23 protein-coding genes and 2 pseudogenes are annotated in these 19,241 nt (G+C 33.2%); 7 read left to right on the top strand and 18 right to left on the bottom strand.

Going from position 1 to position 19,241, the window contains the following annotated elements; translation table 11 throughout:
- Positions 1-165: 165 nt before the first annotated feature.
- The 6 genes from MKX37_RS12415 to yqeK are packed head-to-tail and all read right to left on the bottom strand — an operon-like array spanning position 166 to position 4,480.
- Positions 166-1,014 (bottom strand): GNAT family N-acetyltransferase, encoded by an 849-nt coding sequence (locus MKX37_RS12415; protein WP_002127510.1) that lies wholly within the window; start codon positions 1,012-1,014, stop codon positions 166-168.
- A 27-nt stretch (positions 1,015-1,041) separates the two neighbouring features.
- Positions 1,042-1,782: a class I SAM-dependent methyltransferase gene (locus MKX37_RS12410; protein ID WP_003189388.1), complete on the bottom strand. Its 741-nt coding sequence runs from the start codon at positions 1,780-1,782 to the stop codon at positions 1,042-1,044.
- A gap of 14 nt (positions 1,783-1,796) precedes the next feature.
- Positions 1,797-2,432 (bottom strand): SDR family oxidoreductase, encoded by a 636-nt coding sequence (locus MKX37_RS12405; protein WP_016120249.1) that lies wholly within the window; start codon positions 2,430-2,432, stop codon positions 1,797-1,799.
- A 16-nt stretch (positions 2,433-2,448) separates the two neighbouring features.
- Positions 2,449-3,159, bottom strand: a complete 711-nt coding sequence (gene mtnN, locus MKX37_RS12400; RefSeq protein WP_002032255.1) for a 5'-methylthioadenosine/S-adenosylhomocysteine nucleosidase — start codon at positions 3,157-3,159, stop codon at positions 2,449-2,451.
- Positions 3,160-3,183: 24 nt separating this feature from the next.
- Entirely contained in the window at positions 3,184-3,858 is a 675-nt protein-coding gene (locus tag MKX37_RS12395; RefSeq protein ID WP_003189386.1) for a DUF3885 domain-containing protein, read from the bottom strand.
- Between the two features lie 13 nt (positions 3,859-3,871).
- Positions 3,872-4,480, bottom strand: a complete 609-nt coding sequence (gene yqeK, locus MKX37_RS12390) for a bis(5'-nucleosyl)-tetraphosphatase (symmetrical) YqeK (protein ID WP_002168331.1) — start codon at positions 4,478-4,480, stop codon at positions 3,872-3,874.
- Positions 4,481-4,677: 197 nt separating this feature from the next.
- Here yqeK and MKX37_RS12385 point away from each other — a divergent pair, with 197 nt between their 5' ends.
- The 3 genes from MKX37_RS12385 to MKX37_RS12375 all read left to right on the top strand — a co-directional run bounded on the left by MKX37_RS12385 (position 4,678) and on the right by MKX37_RS12375 (position 7,718).
- On the top strand, positions 4,678-5,373 hold the full coding sequence (locus MKX37_RS12385; RefSeq protein WP_002016575.1) for a response regulator transcription factor: 696 nt from the start codon (positions 4,678-4,680) through the stop codon (positions 5,371-5,373).
- The gene (locus tag MKX37_RS12380) at positions 5,363-6,520 is read left to right on the top strand and encodes a sensor histidine kinase (RefSeq protein ID WP_002085430.1); all 1,158 of its coding nucleotides are present in this window, start codon (positions 5,363-5,365) and stop codon (positions 6,518-6,520) included. The genes MKX37_RS12385 and MKX37_RS12380 overlap by 11 nt, the downstream gene beginning before the upstream one ends.
- Before the next feature lie 181 nt (positions 6,521-6,701).
- Positions 6,702-7,718, top strand: coding sequence for a D-alanyl-D-alanine carboxypeptidase family protein (locus MKX37_RS12375; RefSeq protein WP_078422485.1), 1,017 nt, complete (start codon positions 6,702-6,704; stop codon positions 7,716-7,718).
- 58 nt (positions 7,719-7,776) lie between these two features.
- Here the strand turns inward: MKX37_RS12375 and MKX37_RS12370 are convergent.
- The 4 genes and pseudogenes from MKX37_RS12370 to MKX37_RS12355 all read right to left on the bottom strand — a co-directional run.
- A pseudogene (locus MKX37_RS12370) lies at positions 7,777-8,010 on the bottom strand (DinB family protein); the annotation flags it as partial.
- A gap of 20 nt (positions 8,011-8,030) precedes the next feature.
- Positions 8,031-8,591: a hypothetical protein gene (locus MKX37_RS12365; RefSeq protein WP_002127500.1), complete on the bottom strand. Its 561-nt coding sequence runs from the start codon at positions 8,589-8,591 to the stop codon at positions 8,031-8,033.
- Between the two features lie 49 nt (positions 8,592-8,640).
- On the bottom strand, positions 8,641-9,153 hold the full coding sequence (locus tag MKX37_RS12360; RefSeq protein ID WP_078422478.1) for a GNAT family N-acetyltransferase: 513 nt from the start codon (positions 9,151-9,153) through the stop codon (positions 8,641-8,643).
- A 124-nt stretch (positions 9,154-9,277) separates the two neighbouring features.
- Complete coding sequence (locus MKX37_RS12355) at positions 9,278-9,634, bottom strand: hypothetical protein (RefSeq protein ID WP_002032241.1); 357 nt, start codon at positions 9,632-9,634, stop codon at positions 9,278-9,280.
- Between the two features lie 461 nt (positions 9,635-10,095).
- Here MKX37_RS12355 and MKX37_RS12350 point away from each other — a divergent pair, with 461 nt between their 5' ends.
- Complete coding sequence (locus MKX37_RS12350) at positions 10,096-10,398, top strand: hypothetical protein (RefSeq protein WP_170935234.1); 303 nt, start codon at positions 10,096-10,098, stop codon at positions 10,396-10,398.
- Positions 10,399-10,505: 107 nt separating this feature from the next.
- Here the strand turns inward: MKX37_RS12350 and MKX37_RS12345 are convergent, their stop codons facing one another.
- Positions 10,506-10,886 carry a hypothetical protein gene (locus tag MKX37_RS12345; protein ID WP_002127497.1) on the bottom strand — a complete coding sequence of 127 codons (381 nt, stop codon included), beginning with the start codon at positions 10,884-10,886 and terminating at the stop codon, positions 10,506-10,508.
- Between the two features lie 666 nt (positions 10,887-11,552).
- Here MKX37_RS12345 and MKX37_RS12340 point away from each other — a divergent pair.
- Both MKX37_RS12340 and MKX37_RS12335 read left to right on the top strand, forming a co-directional pair.
- A complete protein-coding gene (locus tag MKX37_RS12340; protein ID WP_078422479.1) occupies positions 11,553-11,921 on the top strand; it encodes an FtsB family cell division protein in 369 nt (122 codons plus the stop codon).
- A 198-nt stretch (positions 11,922-12,119) separates the two neighbouring features.
- A pseudogene (locus MKX37_RS12335) lies at positions 12,120-12,176 on the top strand (exosporium leader peptide-containing protein); the annotation flags it as partial.
- 17 nt (positions 12,177-12,193) lie between these two features.
- Here MKX37_RS12335 and MKX37_RS12330 read toward each other — a convergent pair.
- Both MKX37_RS12330 and MKX37_RS12325 read right to left on the bottom strand, forming a co-directional pair.
- The gene (locus MKX37_RS12330) at positions 12,194-12,523 is read right to left on the bottom strand and encodes a hypothetical protein (RefSeq protein WP_341088961.1); all 330 of its coding nucleotides are present in this window, start codon (positions 12,521-12,523) and stop codon (positions 12,194-12,196) included.
- A 15-nt stretch (positions 12,524-12,538) separates the two neighbouring features.
- Positions 12,539-12,784 (bottom strand): hypothetical protein, encoded by a 246-nt coding sequence (locus MKX37_RS12325; protein ID WP_000237381.1) that lies wholly within the window; start codon positions 12,782-12,784, stop codon positions 12,539-12,541.
- A gap of 317 nt (positions 12,785-13,101) precedes the next feature.
- Between MKX37_RS12325 and MKX37_RS12320 the strand changes: the two genes are divergently transcribed.
- Complete coding sequence (locus MKX37_RS12320; RefSeq protein WP_002017016.1) at positions 13,102-13,299, top strand: hypothetical protein; 198 nt, start codon at positions 13,102-13,104, stop codon at positions 13,297-13,299.
- A gap of 443 nt (positions 13,300-13,742) precedes the next feature.
- Here MKX37_RS12320 and MKX37_RS12315 read toward each other — a convergent pair whose 3' ends face one another.
- From MKX37_RS12315 to MKX37_RS12295, 5 genes are read right to left on the bottom strand one after another with little or no spacing between them, the layout of a single operon-like run.
- Positions 13,743-15,683 carry an AMP-binding protein gene (locus MKX37_RS12315; protein WP_078422481.1) on the bottom strand — a complete coding sequence of 647 codons (1,941 nt, stop codon included), beginning with the start codon at positions 15,681-15,683 and terminating at the stop codon, positions 13,743-13,745.
- A 48-nt stretch (positions 15,684-15,731) separates the two neighbouring features.
- The gene (locus tag MKX37_RS12310) at positions 15,732-17,273 is read right to left on the bottom strand and encodes an acyl-CoA carboxylase subunit beta (RefSeq protein WP_002017014.1); all 1,542 of its coding nucleotides are present in this window, start codon (positions 17,271-17,273) and stop codon (positions 15,732-15,734) included.
- A gap of 2 nt (positions 17,274-17,275) precedes the next feature.
- Positions 17,276-18,064: an enoyl-CoA hydratase gene (locus MKX37_RS12305; protein ID WP_002017012.1), complete on the bottom strand. Its 789-nt coding sequence runs from the start codon at positions 18,062-18,064 to the stop codon at positions 17,276-17,278.
- Between the two features lie 4 nt (positions 18,065-18,068).
- Entirely contained in the window at positions 18,069-18,980 is a 912-nt protein-coding gene (gene mvaB, locus MKX37_RS12300; RefSeq protein WP_002017011.1) for a hydroxymethylglutaryl-CoA lyase, read from the bottom strand.
- A 21-nt stretch (positions 18,981-19,001) separates the two neighbouring features.
- A complete protein-coding gene (locus MKX37_RS12295) occupies positions 19,002-19,217 on the bottom strand; it encodes an acetyl-CoA carboxylase biotin carboxyl carrier protein subunit (RefSeq protein WP_001985297.1) in 216 nt (71 codons plus the stop codon).
- Positions 19,218-19,241: the final 24 nt, after the last annotated feature.

Here is a 19,241-nt window from a genome sequence, read left to right as displayed (position 1 = left end):
TAATATATTCTATGTTTACTATACATTTTCCTTTTTCAACTAAAGTGCCAGTTAGCTCAATAAGATAGGTAACAAAACTTCTGTTGTTTTTACTTATCCTCCCACATACAGCAAAAACGTTTATAGTGCAAAATAAAAAGCGAAAAGAATAATTCCTTCCGCTTTTTATAGCAATAAATACATTTCATATTGTGCTAAAGAATTCTTTTCAAATCCAGATTTCTTTAAAAACCCTTCCAGTAAATTGTTGTTTGGAAACCCAATTGATAAACTTGATAACTTTAATTCTTCACTTGCTACCTGTAATAATTTCGTCCCAACACCAATATTTCTATAGTCTTTGTCTATGAAAATAAAACTAATTTTACCTTGTTCATTTATACATACAGTACCTTTTAGATCATTATCGAAATATGCACCGTAAAATGTATGATTTGTTTTTTCGATATAATTAATATCATTTTGCCAATTTATATGGAAGTTTAACCATTTCTGAATCTCAACTTTAAATGTTGGAAATTCTAATTGTTTTACTTCAATATTTTTATTACCTTTATTCATTATTTTAGTTAAATCATTTAAATTATAATAAGAAAGATCATATACTTTTTCATAACCTAATTTGTTATAAAAATGAATCGCCCGATCGTTTCCTACAATAACTTCAAGAAAAAGCTGCTTACATTTATTTTGTGTCGCTTCTTCTTTATGTAACCCAAATAACTTTTGACTTACACCAATGCCTCGAAATTCTGGATGAACAGCTAATGTTCCGCAGCGCATTGTTTTTATACTTTCATATACCTTAATACCACCAAGTATTACACCAACACATTCGTCACCGTCTAAAGCAAGAAAGGAGTGTTCTAGCGAATTCCCTTCTGGCCCAAAAAATCTTTTTATAAAATCTTCTTTTGAAACTTCCAGTTTAATGATGTAATCTGAAAATCCATCCTTAAAAGCTTTATACACTAAATCTATACTTACTTCACTACATCTTTTGTATTGAATCATATAAGTATAATCCCCCGCTTTGACTTGTTATAAACTGCATTCAAATACATGAAATGAATTACCTTCACCATATCCATCTTTTATTTCATGAACAACAATTTGACTAAACCCATTAGTAATAAGTATATTTTCAAATTCTTTTAAATCATATAGTCTTATAGGAAAATCCATAATCTCAGTTTCTTTTATTTTCTCATCATGAATGATTTCATATTTCAGTATAATATTTAGAAGTTTTTGCGCCTTATCATATGAAACTTTTCTATACTCAACAATTAATTCATTGTTAATTTCTTTTCTATTTGTCTCTATCCAATCTAAAATTTGTTCTGTCTCACTTCCACCTTGTACAATTGTCAGAAGTAATTTGCCATTTTCCTTTAAGTTGTTTTTCATATTTTGAAGACTATTGTCTACTAAATTATTTGGTAAAAGTGAAAATGAACCGATAGGAATCATAATAAGATCGTATTTTTTATCACTATGATATTCTTCTATTCTTCCTTGTGACACAACCGGTTTTAAGTTTAATTTTTCTGCTTTATCTTTACAAACTTTAAGCATATCTTTCGAAATATCAAACCCTTCTATATTCACACCATTTTGCATAAAGGGAATTAACATTCTACCATTTCCGCACATTGGTTCTAACACATGTATATTTTTATCTTTTGCAAAAGAAAGATAAAAATCCAATTCTTTTCCGGCTGCAATTGATTTATCACTTTCATATATCTTTGTACAAAGTTCTCCATAATACGTATGCAATTATAATTCACCTCTTAATTTGAAATGAGTGGACATTTTCCTACATATGTCTCACTATTTATTTGTTTTATAACAAACGGTGCAATATCCCCATTTTGAATTTTGATTCCTGGCATATCTACTAAACTCTCTTTAATATCACCAGTACCATTTCCTTCTATAACAAAGGGTAATCTAACAATTGTCCAATCTACTTCACTACTTTGTATAATTTGCAATTCTTTATATTTATCCTGCATCATCTTTGGAAGAAATAATTGAAACAAATTAGCCCCTATTTTATTTGTAATTCCCTTCTGATCCCCTTTTACATTTAAGGATCCTCCAGAAATAAGAATATAGCGCTTCATTTCATATTCCTTCATTACTTTTAAAATATGCTTCGTAACTGTACTAAAAATATAAGGTTCATTTTTCGGCTGACCCACCGCATTAATCACAGCTTTACACCCTTGAAGTAATTCCTGTATGACTGAAAAATCGCGGGCATCCCCACTGATAGTCTCTATATTTTCATTAGTTATCGTCATATTTTTAGAATTTCTCGTTAATATTCGTACTTGATAGCCCTTTTCTAACACTTGATTTACGAGGTATTTTCCGACTTTTCCATTCGCACCAAGAATCGCTATTTTATTTGTAGCTTTCATCACTATACTCCTCTTACTATACATTGTTAACTACAGTAATCTCATAAACACGTAAAAAAGTAATTAAATGCTCACACGCTCGTTCACATGCTAACATTTTAAAAACCTTTTGTTCTTCTTTCGTTTTGTCATTCGCTTGATCTGAGGCAGCTTTTAAACATAGAAATGGTTTGTTATTTACACGACATACATAAGCAAATGCTGCCACTTCTTGATCAACGGCTAAAGCACCGTATACAGTATGAAGTAAATACCTCATTTCTGAACTTCGAATACGTTGATCTCCAGATAGAAATGTACCAAAATGGACCGGGTCATACGAACGCAATTTCTTCATTCGTTTTACGAGTGATTTAGTTGTTTCAATAGGTGCTGTTCTACCATCATATAGATTAAAACTATCTTCTCCTGAACCAGCCGCTGTAACATCATGCTGCAAAGTATTAAGAGCTACAACGATGTGTCCATTTTTCACCTTATCTGATAAACTCCCGCAAATCCCTGTCATAAATAACTGGTCTGGCTGGAATTCACTTATTAATAGTTGTACACAACTAGCACAACTTACTTTACCGACACCAGTTACAACTGAAATAACTTCTAATTCATTAATAGAATGAAAATGAAATTCCCAAGCTGCTATTTTTTCTACACGCTCACTTGGATAATGTTGATGCAAATACGTAAGCTCTGGTTCCCATGCAGATACAATTGCGATCCTTTTCATTACACACTTCACTTCCTCCTATTTTCATGTAAATAAGTCATCTATACTCTCTCGTTCATATTCTGGTATCCACTCTTTATACTTCTCATATAAATCCCGTATCTTTTCTTTATTCTTCGCAATTACTTCACATCCTCTATCATCATAAATAAACATGATAATATCCTTTGTTACATTTATAAAAAATACATCTGGATGTGAAATTTCTTTTTTTCGCCCTAGACGTGGACGTAGGTCAGGGAAATCTTCATGATTAGCTGCTTGAATAAGCGGTTCATATTTAATATCTTCAGCAAGACATTTTAAAGAAAATTGATATGTACAATATAAGTCAGCTTCTTCATCTTCAAATAGAAAAGGGAATGTTTCTTGTCTTATATGAAACTTTAAATCCCTCTTTTTAATAAACCTATTGTATACATTTATTTTCTGCGCATTTTTTATATTTTCCTGTTTAAATCGATAAACATTTGTGACTAAAAAGACGGTATCTTCTTTTGAAAATATATCTTTAAATAGACTTTTATTATACCTATATAGTTGTGTAAAATATTCCATATTATACGTGTTACCATCTTCTTTAAATTGATATTTATCTTTCCCAAAATCAAAATGAAGATGATTTTCCCACTGAAAGTATATGGACGGTACTAACGTAACTCCTGGGAATGTTTGATTCATATATTCTTTAAATTGCATTTTTATACCCTTTCTACTCCACAATTTCTTTTAAATACCAATATGCTTCTTCTAACCACGGGTGTATGACTTTTAATGTATATTTTCTTTCCCACAAATATGAAATATATACAAAAGCAGCATGTTCCAAAGATTTTTCCAATCCTTTTTTTACCTCAATTAAATATGACGGTGTCCCTATTTGATCCCATTCTAATTTATCAGCAATAAATAATACTAAATCCATCTTCGTTGCATGTTTATGCAACGTAGTGTGGCAACTGATTGCATTTAAAACTTCTTCATCCTCTATTTTGAATATCTCTTTTGCAATTACACTCGATAATTTTTGATGAATAATCATTGGAAACTCTCGTTCTTCTTGTAATATTTCTATGCCAAATTCTTCAGCAACTGCAATCCGCTCCTCATTCGGAAAGATTGCACTAATATCATGTAAACACCCTGCAATCGCTGCTTTTTCTTCATCTTCATAAAATATTCCCGCAATTTTTCTCGCCTCATTTGCCACACGAATTGAATGTTTATATGTAAATTCTTTATTGTATTTTAATAGAAAAGCTTTAATATCATTTTCTATTTTTCCAGTTGGAGTAAATGAATATATATCATTATATAACATAGCAAGTCCCCCTTATAACTACCTTTCAGTATAATGTGGAGTTTAAATATCCTTCTTATTTTATATTCTTTATGAATGTTTTAATTCCTTTTTAATACGATACATGAAATTTTATGTAGAAACATTACTACAAAATACATAAATGTTTGATATTATAGTAATGTTGATTAATTGTAAGGAAAGGAACTAACTATAAAATGAATAAAAACATATTAATTATTGATGATGATAAAGATATTGTAGAATTACTGGCTGTTTATTTACGAAATGAAGGCTATAACATTTATAAAGCTTATGATGGTGATGAAGCATTACAAATGATATGTACATATGAAGTTGACCTTATGCTTTTAGATATTATGATGCCAAAACGAAACGGATTGGAAGTTTGTCAAGAAGTGCGTGAAAATAATACTGTACCTATCCTTATGCTTAGTGCAAAGGCTGAGGATATGGATAAAATTTTAGGACTTATGACCGGCGCAGATGATTATATGATTAAACCGTTTAATCCACTAGAATTAGTGGCTAGAGTGAAAGCTTTATTACGAAGATCCTCTTTCCAAAATGCTACTTCCCAAAAGAATGAAGATGGTATTATTCGTATTCGTTCTGTTGAAATACATAAACATAATCATACTGTTAAAGTAAATGGAGAATATATTAAACTCACCTCTATCGAATTTGATATTTTATATTTACTAGCGAGTAATACTGGAAGAGTATTTAGCTCTGAAGAGATATTCGAACGAGTTTGGAATGAAGACGGTTATGGTTCTAATAAAACGGTAATGGTCCATATTAGTAATTTACGCGATAAACTTGAAACCGTAATGAATGGTGAAAAACTAATTCATACGGTTTGGGGAGTAGGATATAAAATTGAGAAATGAAGCATTTGATATATTAAAAGATATACCAAAGTGGAAGCTTATTTTTTGGCTTTTATTAGCTATCACTCTTACACCAATTACCGAATTAATTATATTTCGCCTCGTAACGAGTGTAATTGAGAGTTCACTTACTCTAAGCGAACTCGGAAAAGAATTCATTAGAATTTTTGGCCATGAAAAATATATTGGATTAAAAGAGTCTTTATGGATGATGATTGTATCTTATTTGTTTTTATTTTCTATTTTCTCATCCTATTTATACATTTTTTATCGTCATGAAAGAAAGGTTTACTATGAAACTTGTATAAAAAAAATGATTGAAGAGATTCGGTATATTGCAAGTGGAAACTTTAATCATAAAGTTTCCATCGTACACCATAATTATTTAGAAGAACTGGCAACTGGGGTCAATCAAATTATTGAGCAATTAAAAGTTTCGATTGATGAAGAAAGACAGGCAGAACAAGCAAAAAGCGAACTTATTACAAATGTATCACATGACTTACGAACCCCTCTTACATCTATAGTTGGATACGTAAATTTAATCCATCATGATAATTATAGAGATGAAGTAGAATTACGATACTATATTCAAGTCATTTACGATAAAGTAACTCGTCTTAATGCATTAATGAATGACTTGTTTGAATATACACGCGTTCAAAATAAAGAGTTAAGTTTATATTCTGCTCCCATTGATATTGTAGAATTGCTTGGACAATTAACTGTCCAATTTCGGATACAGCTTCAAGAAGCTAATATTGAATGTCGCCCTTCTTTCCCATCTCAAAAGCTAATGGTACTAGCTGATGGGGATAAATTAGTACGTGTGTTTGAAAATCTAATCATAAACGCTATTACTTATGGAAATGATGGAGATCATATTGATATTACCGCTTACGAAAGCAATAACATGATTACAATTGATATAACAAATTACGGACAACCTATCCCTAGTACTGATTTACCTCATATTTTTGAACGTTTTTATCGTGTTGAAAAATCACGTTCAACAAACACTGGTGGATCTGGGCTCGGATTAGCAATTGCAAAAAGTATTGTTGAATTGCATAAAGGAACAATTGAAGTATATAGCGATGATAAAAAAACAACTTTCACTGTAAAATTACTCCCTTATAAAGCTTAATACCACATATTTATAGGTTCAATTTTTTATCATATAAAAAATTGAACCTTTTATATTCCATCAATATCCAAAATTTAATAATCCTTTATAATTCTTTAGAAATTCTTTACCTTTTCTTTCTTCCTAATTAAGCATTCCTTTTTACAATAATATTATTGATGTAATAGTAGGAGGATCGCTAATGCAATTCTTAAAAAAAATAACAGTTTTATTATTATCTTTTCTTATTACTGCACTTATCGTTTTATATTTTTATCTTTATGTAAATGGTCCAATTATTCAAGCTAAATCAGCTATTTTAATAGATACTAATTCTGGTGAGATTGTTTATAAAAAAAATGAAGAAACTCCTATACAATCAGCTACTTTATCTAAATTAATGACAGAGTATATCGCACTGGAACAACTGAATGAAGGAAAAATACAGTTAGATGAATTAGTAAAAATAAGTAACGAAGTTTTCCGAGCAGAAACGAGTCCTATACAAGTAACTTCGAAAGATAAAACGACGGTTCGTGATTTACTTCATGCATTGTTTTTGACAGGGAATAATCGTTCCGCACTTGCCCTTGCAGAACACATTGCTGGAAACGAAGATAACTTTACACTTTTAATGAATGACAAAGCAAAACAACTAAAGTTATCACAACCATCCTCGTTTCTAAATGCTACTGGAATTAATAACGATACGAATAAACAATCAACTACAACATCGATAGACGTCGCTAAACTAGCAACACAATTAGTAAAAGACTTTCCAGATGTATTGAATGTTACGAAACTAACCTCTTACCAATTTACCTTCAAAGATTCAAAAGTTTTCAATACAAATAAAATGATATATTCCCTTAATAAAAACATTAAACTCCAAGGTGTTGACGGCTTACAAACTAGTTTTTCAACTAATGGTAATTATAGTTTTGTCAGTACAGCCACACGAGGAGATACTAGACTTATTTCAGTAATATTAGACGCCGGTGATGAAAACAGTACTTTTATTGAAACAAAAAAGTTACTTCAGTACGGTTTTGATCCTTCCTCGTACTCTGCACTCCAAGCTTTTAAAGATGCTGTTACATCTTGGACAATATTGTTTCAGTTTAAAAATTTAATCATACAAATGATTATGATCTTTTTCATCATTACAATCTTAATGTTTTTATATATACGTCAAAAAAAAGCCGAGGATTTTAATTAAGAAATCTTCTTATATATAAAAACCGACTTGCGTTTACACTGCAAGTCGGTTTCTAAATCTACAATCCTCTTCCAACTAAATTCGCTGAAACGGGCTGAAGATTTAATTCTCTTGCCCATATAGATATCTGACCAATATGATGAATTTCATGTACAATTACATGCATTAAAACTTCACCGTATTTATATGTTTTATCTGTCCATGAAGCTTTCAATATTTTTGATTCGAAGTCGCCAGACCATAACTGCAAAAAGTTATCTAATTCTCGTCTATATAAATCAGATAATGACTTGTACATATCGTTTTATACATTTAACCATTCACAATCACTTCTCTTCGATTAAGTTCCTCTATTATTTGATCAATTATTTCACTTATAGATAAAGATCCATCCAATACAATATCCGAATTCGGCTTAACAGTATGAATTGCCTCTAAATAAGCTTTTCTCGCATGTGTCATGTAATGTTTCAAATTATTATGTATTTCACTCATTGTATCTTCTTTAAAATCTCTCAAAATTCTTCTAGCCATCGCAATATCTAAAGGTGTATCGATAAATATAGTTACATCAATGAATTGTCCCACTTCTCTATTTAAGTATGCAAAAGGATAATCTACAATAATATAATCTAAACTACTATCTTGTATAGAACGCTGAATATCATTCATTAGCGGTGTAAGTACCCATTCATCGTAATTAGCTCCATCATCAATCCATTTGCAAATATCAACCGGACAGTTATCAAATTTATATCTATCAAAATATAGAGCCTTTGATTTTTTCAACTCATGAGCTAAACTTTCTGTAATGGTAGTTTTACCGCCCCCTGAAACAGCTGCAATTGAAATTATTTTTGTTTTTTTATTCACGATTCCCACCAAACCCCTTTTGTTAACATAATATAATTATAAAATACTATTATTTATTGTTCCATTCATATTCTAACATACTCATTTCCCATAAATTCCAATACGTTTCTCCTACTCTTTTTGACTCTCTTAATAAACCTTCTTTTACAAAACCTATTTTTTCGTAACAAGAAATAGCTGACTTATTAAAGTCATAAACACCAAGAGTTACTCTATGTAGTTTTAATTCATCAAAAGCAATACAAAGTACGGCTTTCATCATATGTTTCCCTATAGAACGCCCTCTCATTTTCTTATTACCAACTAGCACTTTTCCAATTCTAGCAGACTTATTTATATTATCTATTTGTCCAAGAGAAATATGACCAATAACTGCTTTAGTCTCTTCATCCATTATTTTGAATGCCAGTGTGTTTGCACATTCTGTATATTTCTCTAATTGCTGTTCATTTAAAGGATATGTGAATGCATTTCCCGACCATTGTATTAAAAATTCTTCGGAATTAATCCAATTTATTAATTGTTTGAAATCAGATCTTGTAAATTGTTTCAGCTTGATCACTCTCATTCTCCTTTCACACAACCTTTTATACACCTTCAAATTTATTTCTATATGAAAAATATATTCCCTTTTAAACAAAATAAAAAGCCATTCATAAGAATGGCTTAGCATCAATAAAGCATAATTAATCTTTATTTGCTACGTCAACACCGTTAAAATCAAACTCATCAGTAACAGTTGTAGCAGGTGGTAAAATTGCTTCAATTTTACAAAGAGATATAATTGCTGCAACTGAACCAGGAATAGCAGCTAGCTTAACAACATCGCAAGTTACCGAAGAAACAGTACCTATATAAGTACGTCCTTCAGTGTTAATTCGCACTGTTTTATTAATTAATTTTTTAAGCTCATCTCTAATTCCTTGTACACAAGAACTGTCACATTTCTCATTCTTTTCCTTTTTACACTCTTCAAAAATGTCCCAACAATCATCATGCTTACAAGTACATTTCTTTCTACAATTATTAAATCGAGAACCCAAAACCTCACCCCCTAATCCTTTCTACTAGTAAAGTATGTCCAATAGCTTAAAAGTGTACGAGACAAAAGCATAGAAACAAAAAAACAAACACTTGTACTAAACCTTCTTATTTATACTTTTAATAAGCCGGCTCCTTGAATAGGGACCACCTTTTCCTATTACTTCACATATACATAGGCTTTGTTCGCAGTGATATGGTGTATTTTTCCTTTACCATTGTGAAATATACATTCAGAAAAGCGTACTCCAAAATAAGATATTATTTAAAATCTTAACGTTTCCTTCAACAAGTGTTTGTTGATTAATATCATAACCAGTAGTTCTCTCAACTATCTCTTGAAAATTAGCATAGTTTGTATGAATTCTATATCTAGTAGAAAGCACTCTATCATATAAAGGTAAAATAATAGGTTAATAAACAAGCCATTCTTTTACTAAAACATAGAATAGTATGAATCCTATTGAAGGGAGGTATAAAAGAATGTCCTGGAAAAATGATTGCTGGAGTTCTAAGAAAAAGCATTGTTGTGATGACTGGTGGAAATCTAAAGAAAAGAATCATTGTGATGATGATTGGAGTTCTAAGGAAAAGCATTGTAATGATGATTGGTGGAAATCTAAAGAAAAGAATCATTGTGATAATGATTGGAGTTCTAAACGAAATAAGTGTCGTTGTAAATGTTTCTTTATTTGTTGTCATTGTAAAAGAAAAAGTTGGTAACATTTTCAATATCGACTTAAAAGAGAGAACATGTCTTTTGTGACCGATAAATACTAGAATGTAATATACAAAAAGCTGACTAAGTATAGTCAGCTTTTTGTCAATGAACACGTAGAGATTTATTTTAATATAGTTCTTATTAGAAAATGATTATTTTATATAGATTACTATAAGCATCCATAAAGCCAAGGCGCCAATGATAGCGAGCGCTATACGTGTAGATAGTACCCTTAATTCAAAGTCTGTTTTCTTGGAGGGTTCAGGATATGCAATTATGTAGATTCCCTTTAATAATGCAAGCCATGCAATAACCGTTAGGAACCCCTGCCAGTTGAATACCCATACATTATGTAGGATTACACTACCTAACCCTAGGAAAATCGATAGAAAACCATACATAATACCAAATCCTCTGTCTTCAACCACTAATTTTTTCAATTCACGTAGTACCGATGGACGTACGAAAAGTATTCCCGATACGATAACCGTTATCCATCCCCAAAACAATCCTAAAAAAGTACTAGTTTCCATTATTAGTTCACTCCCCTCAATTATTTATATTCCAGATATTCCCCCCTTTAGAACAATTCCAACATCTTTATATATAGGCTAAATTCTGCTCTTTTTTAATACAAACATGGCATATTCTATGCCCATCCTTAATCACCTCATTTCTCTACAAAATGAAATTTTTATATCATTCTTCATCATCATCTATCCGAATCAACCGAAGTCGCTTTGTACTATTACCGCACACTTTTTCATATCTTGGAGCTAACATGCACCAACGCCAATATAATGATTTATTCGCCTTTTCACTAACCTCTAAAATTATCCCCTCTGTAATAAAATGATCACCTTGATACAATGTATACTCGCTTGTCCCATGGAATCATCATTATTCCCCTCCCTATTAAAATAGCGTTTTTGTTTCAAATAATGCTCTCATTAATTTGGACGCATTTACCAGTATATTTACCAAAAAATTCATGATATCGTTAACTAGTCGAGTACGTCATTACTTGACGATTACCCTTAGGAGCCCCGCAGACAATCGGGGTTCCTTTTATTTAAATAAGGATTTTGTTTAAACTTTACAAAACTCACCTATATTAAACTATCTTCTAGAATTCCCATTGAACATTTATAATACTTTTAAACAGTTTAAATTCTACAATCAGTAATGGAGGCATTTTAATGGGAAACATCCCAAAAATATCATCACAGCAATCAAATCCTAAGATACCCTCACAGCAAGTGAACGCTAACACCAAACAAAGTAATAATAAAAAAACAAGACGCCGTATTATAACTACTTTAGCTTTTATATTACCTATAATTTTTGTCCTTCAATATTCTCTTAATAACCAGCAAGAAATGATTAAAGAAAAACAAATCACGGTTAATACGGAGCAACAAAAATTATCTTCTTTAAAGAAGGATGGTCATTCCCTTAAAAATGATGTTAAGGCTTTAACAGGTAGTGAAGAAGAAATTTTAAAATTCGCAAGGAAACTGTATGGATTTTCCAAACCGAATGAAACTATATTTCAAATAACTGAATAAAATTACACTGCATTACCCCAAAAGGCGATTTGACGATAATCGCCTTTTTATATTTAATTTCTAAAATAAACATACTAATTTCTTTTTCTATCAAATAACTATTTTGTTTAATTTATTAAAATACAACCGCTTGTCCATTTCACATTGCTCTATCATTACATTTACTATTAGTAATACGATTTTTAGAGGTGATAAATAATGGACGAGTTTTTATATTTTGCTGCACTTAATCCGGGTTCTATTGGACCTACACTTCCACCTGTTCAACCCTTTCAATTCCCTACTGGTCCCACCGGTTTTACAGGAGCTACTGGCTCAACCGGATCAACTGGTTCTACCGGACCAACTGGACCAACCGGATCAACTGGTTCTACCGGACCAACCGGATCAACCGGATCAACTGGTTCTACCGGAACAACTGGACCAACCGGATCAACTGGTTCTACCGGACCAACCGGATCAACCGGATCAACTGGTTCTACCGGACCAACTGGACCAACTGGACCAACTGGATCAACTGGCTCTACCGGACCAACTGGACCAACTGGATTTAATCTTCCTGCTGGGCCTGCCTCTATTACCTTGACTTCTAACGAAACCACAGCATGTGTATCCACTCAAGGAAATAATACTTTATTTTTTTCGGGGCAAGTATTAGTAAACGGTAGTCCTACTCCAGGAGTAGTGGTCAGTTTTTCATTCAGTAACCCTTCTCTTGCTTTCATGGTTCCTCTTGCGGTCATTACCAATGCTTCAGGTAACTTTACCGCTGTATTTCTAGCCGCTAATGGGCCTGGAACAGTAACCGTTACTGCTTCACTTCTTGATTCTCCTGGAACAATGGCTAGCGTCACTATTACCATTGTGAATTGTCCGTAATGGTTTTATTTTTAAGGACTAAGCAATATCTAATAAGATGAGCACTGATTTACAGTGCTCTTTTTTATCATTGGGATGTTCCTTTCAAATGAAATTTCGTAACAGCCTACTAAAATAACGCTTTTATTAAGAACTAATGATCTTTATATTTCTTAAGCTTGTCAGCACAAGTAATTTTTATAATTAGTTAAATTCTCAATATAGTTTGTGTATATAATTCCATTCAAAGATACATAATACCCACGTAACTATTTAAAAATACTTTGTTTTTATATCTAAGTTCAAAAAGGAGCTACATAACATGGATAAAAAAGATTTATTAAGTCAACAACTTGATCCTGTGTCATTAGATGCGCTGAATACCCCTAGTAAGGCCCAAGAACAACTGCAAGAAACCTCTCAGGAGGCACATAATTCAAACAAAAAGGACAGTACTCAAGCTTTACATGGCGAAGATTTACCAATTTCAGATGTATATAGAACAACGAACAAACAGTAAATTTAAAAGGGAAAAAATCTTAAGAACGAGTGAACTTAATTCTTTTCCCTTTTCCTATTTAAATAACACTTTTATATGAAACCCGTACACATTTTTGACACATCCACTATCACAATCTCCTGAAAATTCGTGATAATATTAATTTGTCGGATACGCCAAATTTCGACATTGAACGACAATAATATCTCCCTTATTGAATCCCTGTCCCCCAGGGATTTCTCCTTTTATTCATTACTTTTTTCTTCACTAAATTTTCATTCTTAACAAAATTCATTCACTCCATTGAATAGACAGCCACAGTATCCTATTTTGATAAAAACTAAAAACAAACAGACATACTTAACACTAATAGTAGATTTTTTAACTTCAAATTTACTTTTCCTCTCTTTTCTTTTTGTAAACATTAAAAATGAGCTCTATTTACATAGAGCTCATTCGTAATTTTATAGTTTGCTAGACTGTAGTCCTTGAATAAAGGGTACCACTTCAGGATTTACAAGTGACGATAAATCTCCTAATTCTTTTCCTAAGTAAGCAGCTTTTATGACACGTCGCATTACTTTAGAATTTCGTGTTTTTGGTAAATCTTCTACAACGTGGATGTCTTTTGGACATAAAGCTTTACCAATATGAGAGTTTACTAAACTCATTAATTCTTTCTTTAATTCTCCTGAGAATGTTACACTATCTCGTAATACAACAAAACAATGACAAACTTCTCCTTTTACATCATCCGGTACACCAACTGCCGCTGCTTCTATTACATCATTATGTTTCACAAGAATAGATTCATATTCAGCAGGCCCAATACGTTTCCCTGCAATATTTAGCGTATCGTCTGAACGTCCTGTGATGATGTATTGCTCACCGTCATAAATAACCCAGTCCCCATGGACCCATTTATTTTCAAAGCGTGACCAATATGTGTTTACATAACGTTCATCATCTTCCCAGAAACTTTTCGTCATACCTACCCAAGGTTTTTCTAAACATAATTCTCCGACTTCATCTCGAATTGGTTTACCTTGATCATCAAGTACAACCGCTGCCATTCCTGGTAAAGATGCGTTAAAACTAATCGGTGCGATCGGCTTAATTAGGACATTCCCGAAAATCCCACCTGAAATTTCAGTTCCACCTGAATAGTTACAAATTGGTACTTTACCTTTACCAACTGTATTAAATAACCACATCCATGGGTCTGGATTCCAAGGTTCTCCTGTTGACGCGAATACTTCTAAACTCTTTAACGAGTGTTTATTTACATATTCATCACCTTTTGCCATTAATGCACGGATTAACGTTGGTGAAATACCGAGATGAGTAATTTCATATTTATCGACTGTCTCCCATAAGCGGTCTGCTTCTGGAAAGTCTGGGACACCTTCATACATAACCATTGTTGCGCCATTAATTAAAGAGCCGAATAGTAAAAATGGTCCCATCATCCAGCCCATATCAGTTACCCATAATACTCGGTCGCCTTGTTTTATATTCATTCCAAATCCTGCATCAAATGCAGATTTTAGCGGGAAACCAGCATGTGTGTGTACTGTCCCCTTCGGCTTACCAGTCGTTCCAGATGTATATATAAGCATTAATGGATCATCACTGTTCATTTCTTCAGCATGTATAAATGGTTTTTCTTTTTCTAACGTACTCCATGAAAAATCATAATTATGCGGTGTAAAATCATTTCCTGCATGACGAACAATTACCACCTTTTCAACAGTTGGACAATGTTCACAAGCTTTATCTACTTCATCTTTTAATGAAACAATTTTCCCACGGCGTGAAAAGCCATCTGCGGTAATAACCATTTTTGAACCAGCTGCTTGTACACGTGTCATTACTGCATCAGCAGCAAAACCTGAGAATATTGGTGAAATAATCGCTCCAATTTTCATTACCGCTAACATAGCAACAACTGTTTCAGGAATCATTGGCATGTAAATTGTTACACGATCACCTTTTTCAATACCAGCATGTTTCAAACCGTTGGCAACACGGCTTACCCAGCTGTCAAGCTCTTCATATGTAAATGATTTCGAAGTTCCGTTTTCCCCTTCATACATAAGTGCTGCTTGTGTTTTCGTTTTATCGTCTGCAAGCCAGCGAGATAAAGCAGATTCTACAACGTTACAAGTTCCCTCAGTATACCACTGTGCAAACGGTGTACCATTTTCTAAATCTAACACTTCTGTATATGGTTTCATCCACTGATAGCCAACTGCTCTCTCAGCTTCTCCCCAAAACCAAGCTGTTTCTTCAATTGACTTATTATAAAAAGCTTCGTAATCTTCATAGCCTAATGATTTCATCCAACCAAATAAACGCGTTTTTTCTTTATATTCTTCTGTTGGAAACCAAACTGCTTGTTTCATGTTTTCCCCTCCTTGATTTTTTGAGCAAGAAAGCCCTAAATAGGGCTTTTAAACTGGATATACAGGATGTTTACGATCCGTGAATACTTGATATTTACTCATATACATTTCGAATCGTCCTTTTAGCTCTTCACGTAAATTGTTTGGATGAACAATACCATCAATCACCATCTCAGATGCTAAACGGTAAATATCAATATCTTTCTTATACTCTTCTCGTTTTTCAGCAATAAAGCTTGCACGCTCTTCTTCTGGTAAAGCTGCTATCTTATTTGCATATACAGCATTGACCGCTGCTTCTGGACCCATTACTGCAATAGAAGCTGTTGGTAATGCTAAGCAGCAATCTGGTTCAAACGCTGGACCTGCCATTGCATATAAGCCAGCTCCATATGCTTTTCGAACGACGATAGAAATTTTCGGTACAGTTGCTTCACTCATTGCAGAGATCATTTTTGCACCGTGACGAATAATTCCGGCACGTTCTACTTTTGTACCAATCATAAATCCAGGTACATCTGCAAGGAATAATAATGGAATATGATATGCATCGCATAAATTTATAAACTTCGCTGCTTTATCAGCTGAATCGTGGAATAATACGCCGCCCTTCATACGCGGCTGATTTGCAATAATGCCAATTGGCTTACCATCAATGCGTGCTAAACCTGTAATTAGTTCTTGAGCAAATAATTTTTTCACTTCAAAGAAAGAACCTTCATCAATAATTCTGTTAATGAGATCTTTCATATTGAAAGGAGCATTTTGATTTTCTGGAATGATTTCTTCTAACGTTTTATCGAACTGTTTCGGTTCTTGAGGTGTAATCAAAGGAGTCTTTTCTAAATAGTTACTTGGAAAATAAGAAATATATTGTCTTGCTTGAGTAATTGCATCTTCTTCTGTTTTACATAAAACATCTCCGCATCCTGATACTGAGCAATGCATACGTGCTCCGCCCATTTCTTCTAAAGTTACCTTCTCACCGATAACCATTTCAGCCATACGCGGAGACCCTAAATACATAGAAGCATTTCCTTCAACCATCATAACAACGTCACAAAATGCTGGAATATACGCACCACCAGCTGCTGAAGGTCCAAATAATAAACAAATTTGTGGCACTTTTCCAGATAATTTCACTTGGTTATAAAAAATTCTTCCCGCACCGCGGCGTCCAGGGAACATTTCAACTTGATCTGTAATACGCGCTCCAGCAGAATCAACTAAATAAAATAACGGTACACGTAATTTTTCTGCTGTTTCTTGAATTCGTAGAATTTTTTCAACTGTACGTGCTCCCCATGATCCAGCTTTTACAGTCGAATCATTTGCCATTACGCACGCAGTACGACCATGTATTTTACCAGTCGCAGTTACAACACCATCAGCTGGTAATCCAGTTTGTTCACAATTTGCAAATAATGCATCTTCCACATATTCACCATTATCGAATAAAAGAGCTAAACGATCTCGAACAAAAAGTTTTCCTTTTGCTTTGTTTTGTTCATGATATTTCGGTGCCCCGCCTTGCTTAATTGTTTCAACTCGTTCTTCAAATGAATTAGATTGTTGTTTTTGATCTAACATATTTACTCCCCCTTATACATTGGTTTGCGTTTTTCCTTGAATGCCTGTAATCCTTCTAATCTATCTTTCGTATGGATTACGCCCTCATACGCCTGTTTTTCCATTTGTAATCCGGTATGTAAATCTACTTGAATACCATTTGAAATTGCTTCTTTTGCTAATCGAACAGCAATTGGACCATTTTTAGCAATTCGATCTGCAATTTCAATTGCTTTCTCTTCTAGTAAATCAGCTGGTACTACGAATTCTACTAAACCATATTCTTTCGCTTCTTGCGCCGAAATACGTCTTCCTGTATAAATTAATTCTTTCGCTCTACCGACTCCAATTAATCTCGGTAAACGCTGAGTACCACCTGCTCCAGGTATAATTGCAAGAGAAGTTTCAGTAAGACCTAGACTTGCAGTGTCAGAAGCAATTCTAAAATCACAAGCTAAGCTTAATTCAGTACCTCCACCAAGTGCGATTCCATTAATAGCAGCAATAACTGGTTGTGGTAATTGTTCCACCATCTCCATAGTAGAACGAATCATACCCACAGCATGGCGAACTTGTTCTTCACTCATGTTGGCACGCTCTTTTAGATCAGCACCAGCGCAAAATGCTTTTTCGCCATCCCCTGTTAAAATAACAACGCGCGTATTTGATTCTTCGTTTATTTGAGTTAATATAGTTTGTAATTCTTCTAATAATGCCAAAGATAATGAGTTTGCTTGTCTTTCACGATTTAACGAAATCTTTACAACGTGCGGTGTAACATAGTCAACTGAAATGTTTTGTAATTGTAGCATCTTCTCACCTACTTATCGTTTTATGTTGAAGCGCTCTATACACATGACTCGGTAATTGGATATTTAACTTACTTTGAATAAACTGACTAGCTCTCAATAACTTTTCTTCATCAATATTAGTTTGGACTCCCAGCTTATGGAGCATATGCACTAAGTCATCAGTAGCAACATTACCCGATGCTCCTGGTGCATAAGGACATCCTCCGAGTCCACCACAAGAACTATCAAACGTTGTAATACCATATTCTAAAGACTTAACTACATTCGCCAGAGCCATTCCATACGTATTATGAAAATGCATTGCAAACTGCGAAGCATCATACTTCTTTAATAGATGTTCTAATACTTGTTCTACTTGTAATGGATTCGCTACACCAATCGTGTCACCGAGAGAAACTTCATAAATGCCGTATGAAAATAGTTGATTACATATTTCGTCAACTGCTGTGGCACTTATATCCCCTTCATAAGGACATCCAAATACAGTAGAAACATAGCCTCTTACCTTTTTACCTTCGAACGTTGCCTGTTTTGTTATATCTTCAATTACAGCTAATGCTTCTTTAATAGATTTATTAATATTACTTTTATTATGAGATTCACTTGCTGATAAAAAAACATTCACCTCATCTACATTTTGCAAAAAAGCTCGTTCCAAACCATTTTGATTTGGAACAAGCGCTGCATATGTAACATTTGGATCCCTTTTTAGCTCAGAAAATACATCACTTGCATCTGCTAATGCAGGAACCCATTTAGGGTGAACGAATGAGGAAACTTCAACGTAAGACAATCCCGCTTCTGTAAGTAGTTGAATCCATTTTACTTTATCTTTTGTGCCAACAATCTTTTTTTCATTCTGTAAGCCATCACGTGGCCCGACTTCTTTAATGACAGCAAAATTAGGTAGTTTCAATTCGCTTCCCCCTATATCTCCCTATTCAATTTCTAGTAATACATCTCCTTCATTTACAAAATCGCCTTCTTGTACGTTAATTTTCATAACAGTTCCGGCTTCTTCTGAAACGATTGGAATTTCCATTTTCATAGATTCCAAAATGACGACATCCTGCTCTTCCTCTACTGTATCTCCTACTCCTACAACTATCTTCCAAACATTTCCTGCCATCGATGCATATACTTTCGTCATCATTTTTTCCCCCTTAATATTCATAAA

It is taken from the genome of Bacillus sp. FSL R5-0709 (assembly GCF_038004785.1).
Taxonomy (GTDB): domain Bacteria; phylum Bacillota; class Bacilli; order Bacillales; family Bacillaceae_G; genus Bacillus_A; species Bacillus_A mycoides.
The sequence above is the reverse complement of the archived record's forward strand: the minus strand, read 5'-3'. Positions and strand labels throughout refer to the sequence as shown.

Coding starts and splice junctions, on each gene's coding strand:
- yqeK (WP_002168331.1), bottom strand. CDS start 4,480: ATGTTATATAATGATATATATTCATTTACTCCAACTGGAAAAATAGAA.
- MKX37_RS12320 (WP_002017016.1), top strand. CDS start 13,102: ATGGATAAAAAAGATTTATTAAGTCAACAACTTGATCCTGTGTCATTA.
- MKX37_RS12375 (WP_078422485.1), top strand. CDS start 6,702: ATGCAATTCTTAAAAAAAATAACAGTTTTATTATTATCTTTTCTTATT.
- MKX37_RS12345 (WP_002127497.1), bottom strand. CDS start 10,886: ATGGAAACTAGTACTTTTTTAGGATTGTTTTGGGGATGGATAACGGTT.
- MKX37_RS12315 (WP_078422481.1), bottom strand. CDS start 15,683: ATGAAACAAGCAGTTTGGTTTCCAACAGAAGAATATAAAGAAAAAACG.
- MKX37_RS12415 (WP_002127510.1), bottom strand. CDS start 1,014: ATGATTCAATACAAAAGATGTAGTGAAGTAAGTATAGATTTAGTGTAT.
- MKX37_RS12385 (WP_002016575.1), top strand. CDS start 4,678: ATGAATAAAAACATATTAATTATTGATGATGATAAAGATATTGTAGAA.
- MKX37_RS12395 (WP_003189386.1), bottom strand. CDS start 3,858: ATGCAATTTAAAGAATATATGAATCAAACATTCCCAGGAGTTACGTTA.
- MKX37_RS12305 (WP_002017012.1), bottom strand. CDS start 18,064: ATGCTACAATTACAAAACATTTCAGTTGACTATGTTACACCGCACGTT.
- mtnN (WP_002032255.1), bottom strand. CDS start 3,159: ATGAAAAGGATCGCAATTGTATCTGCATGGGAACCAGAGCTTACGTAT.
- MKX37_RS12325 (WP_000237381.1), bottom strand. CDS start 12,784: ATGGTAATAGTGACGCTAGCCATTGTTCCAGGAGAATCAAGAAGTGAA.
- MKX37_RS12310 (WP_002017014.1), bottom strand. CDS start 17,273: ATGTTAGATCAAAAACAACAATCTAATTCATTTGAAGAACGAGTTGAA.
- MKX37_RS12295 (WP_001985297.1), bottom strand. CDS start 19,217: ATGATGACGAAAGTATATGCATCGATGGCAGGAAATGTTTGGAAGATA.
- MKX37_RS12340 (WP_078422479.1), top strand. CDS start 11,553: ATGGGAAACATCCCAAAAATATCATCACAGCAATCAAATCCTAAGATA.
- MKX37_RS12405 (WP_016120249.1), bottom strand. CDS start 2,432: ATGAAAGCTACAAATAAAATAGCGATTCTTGGTGCGAATGGAAAAGTC.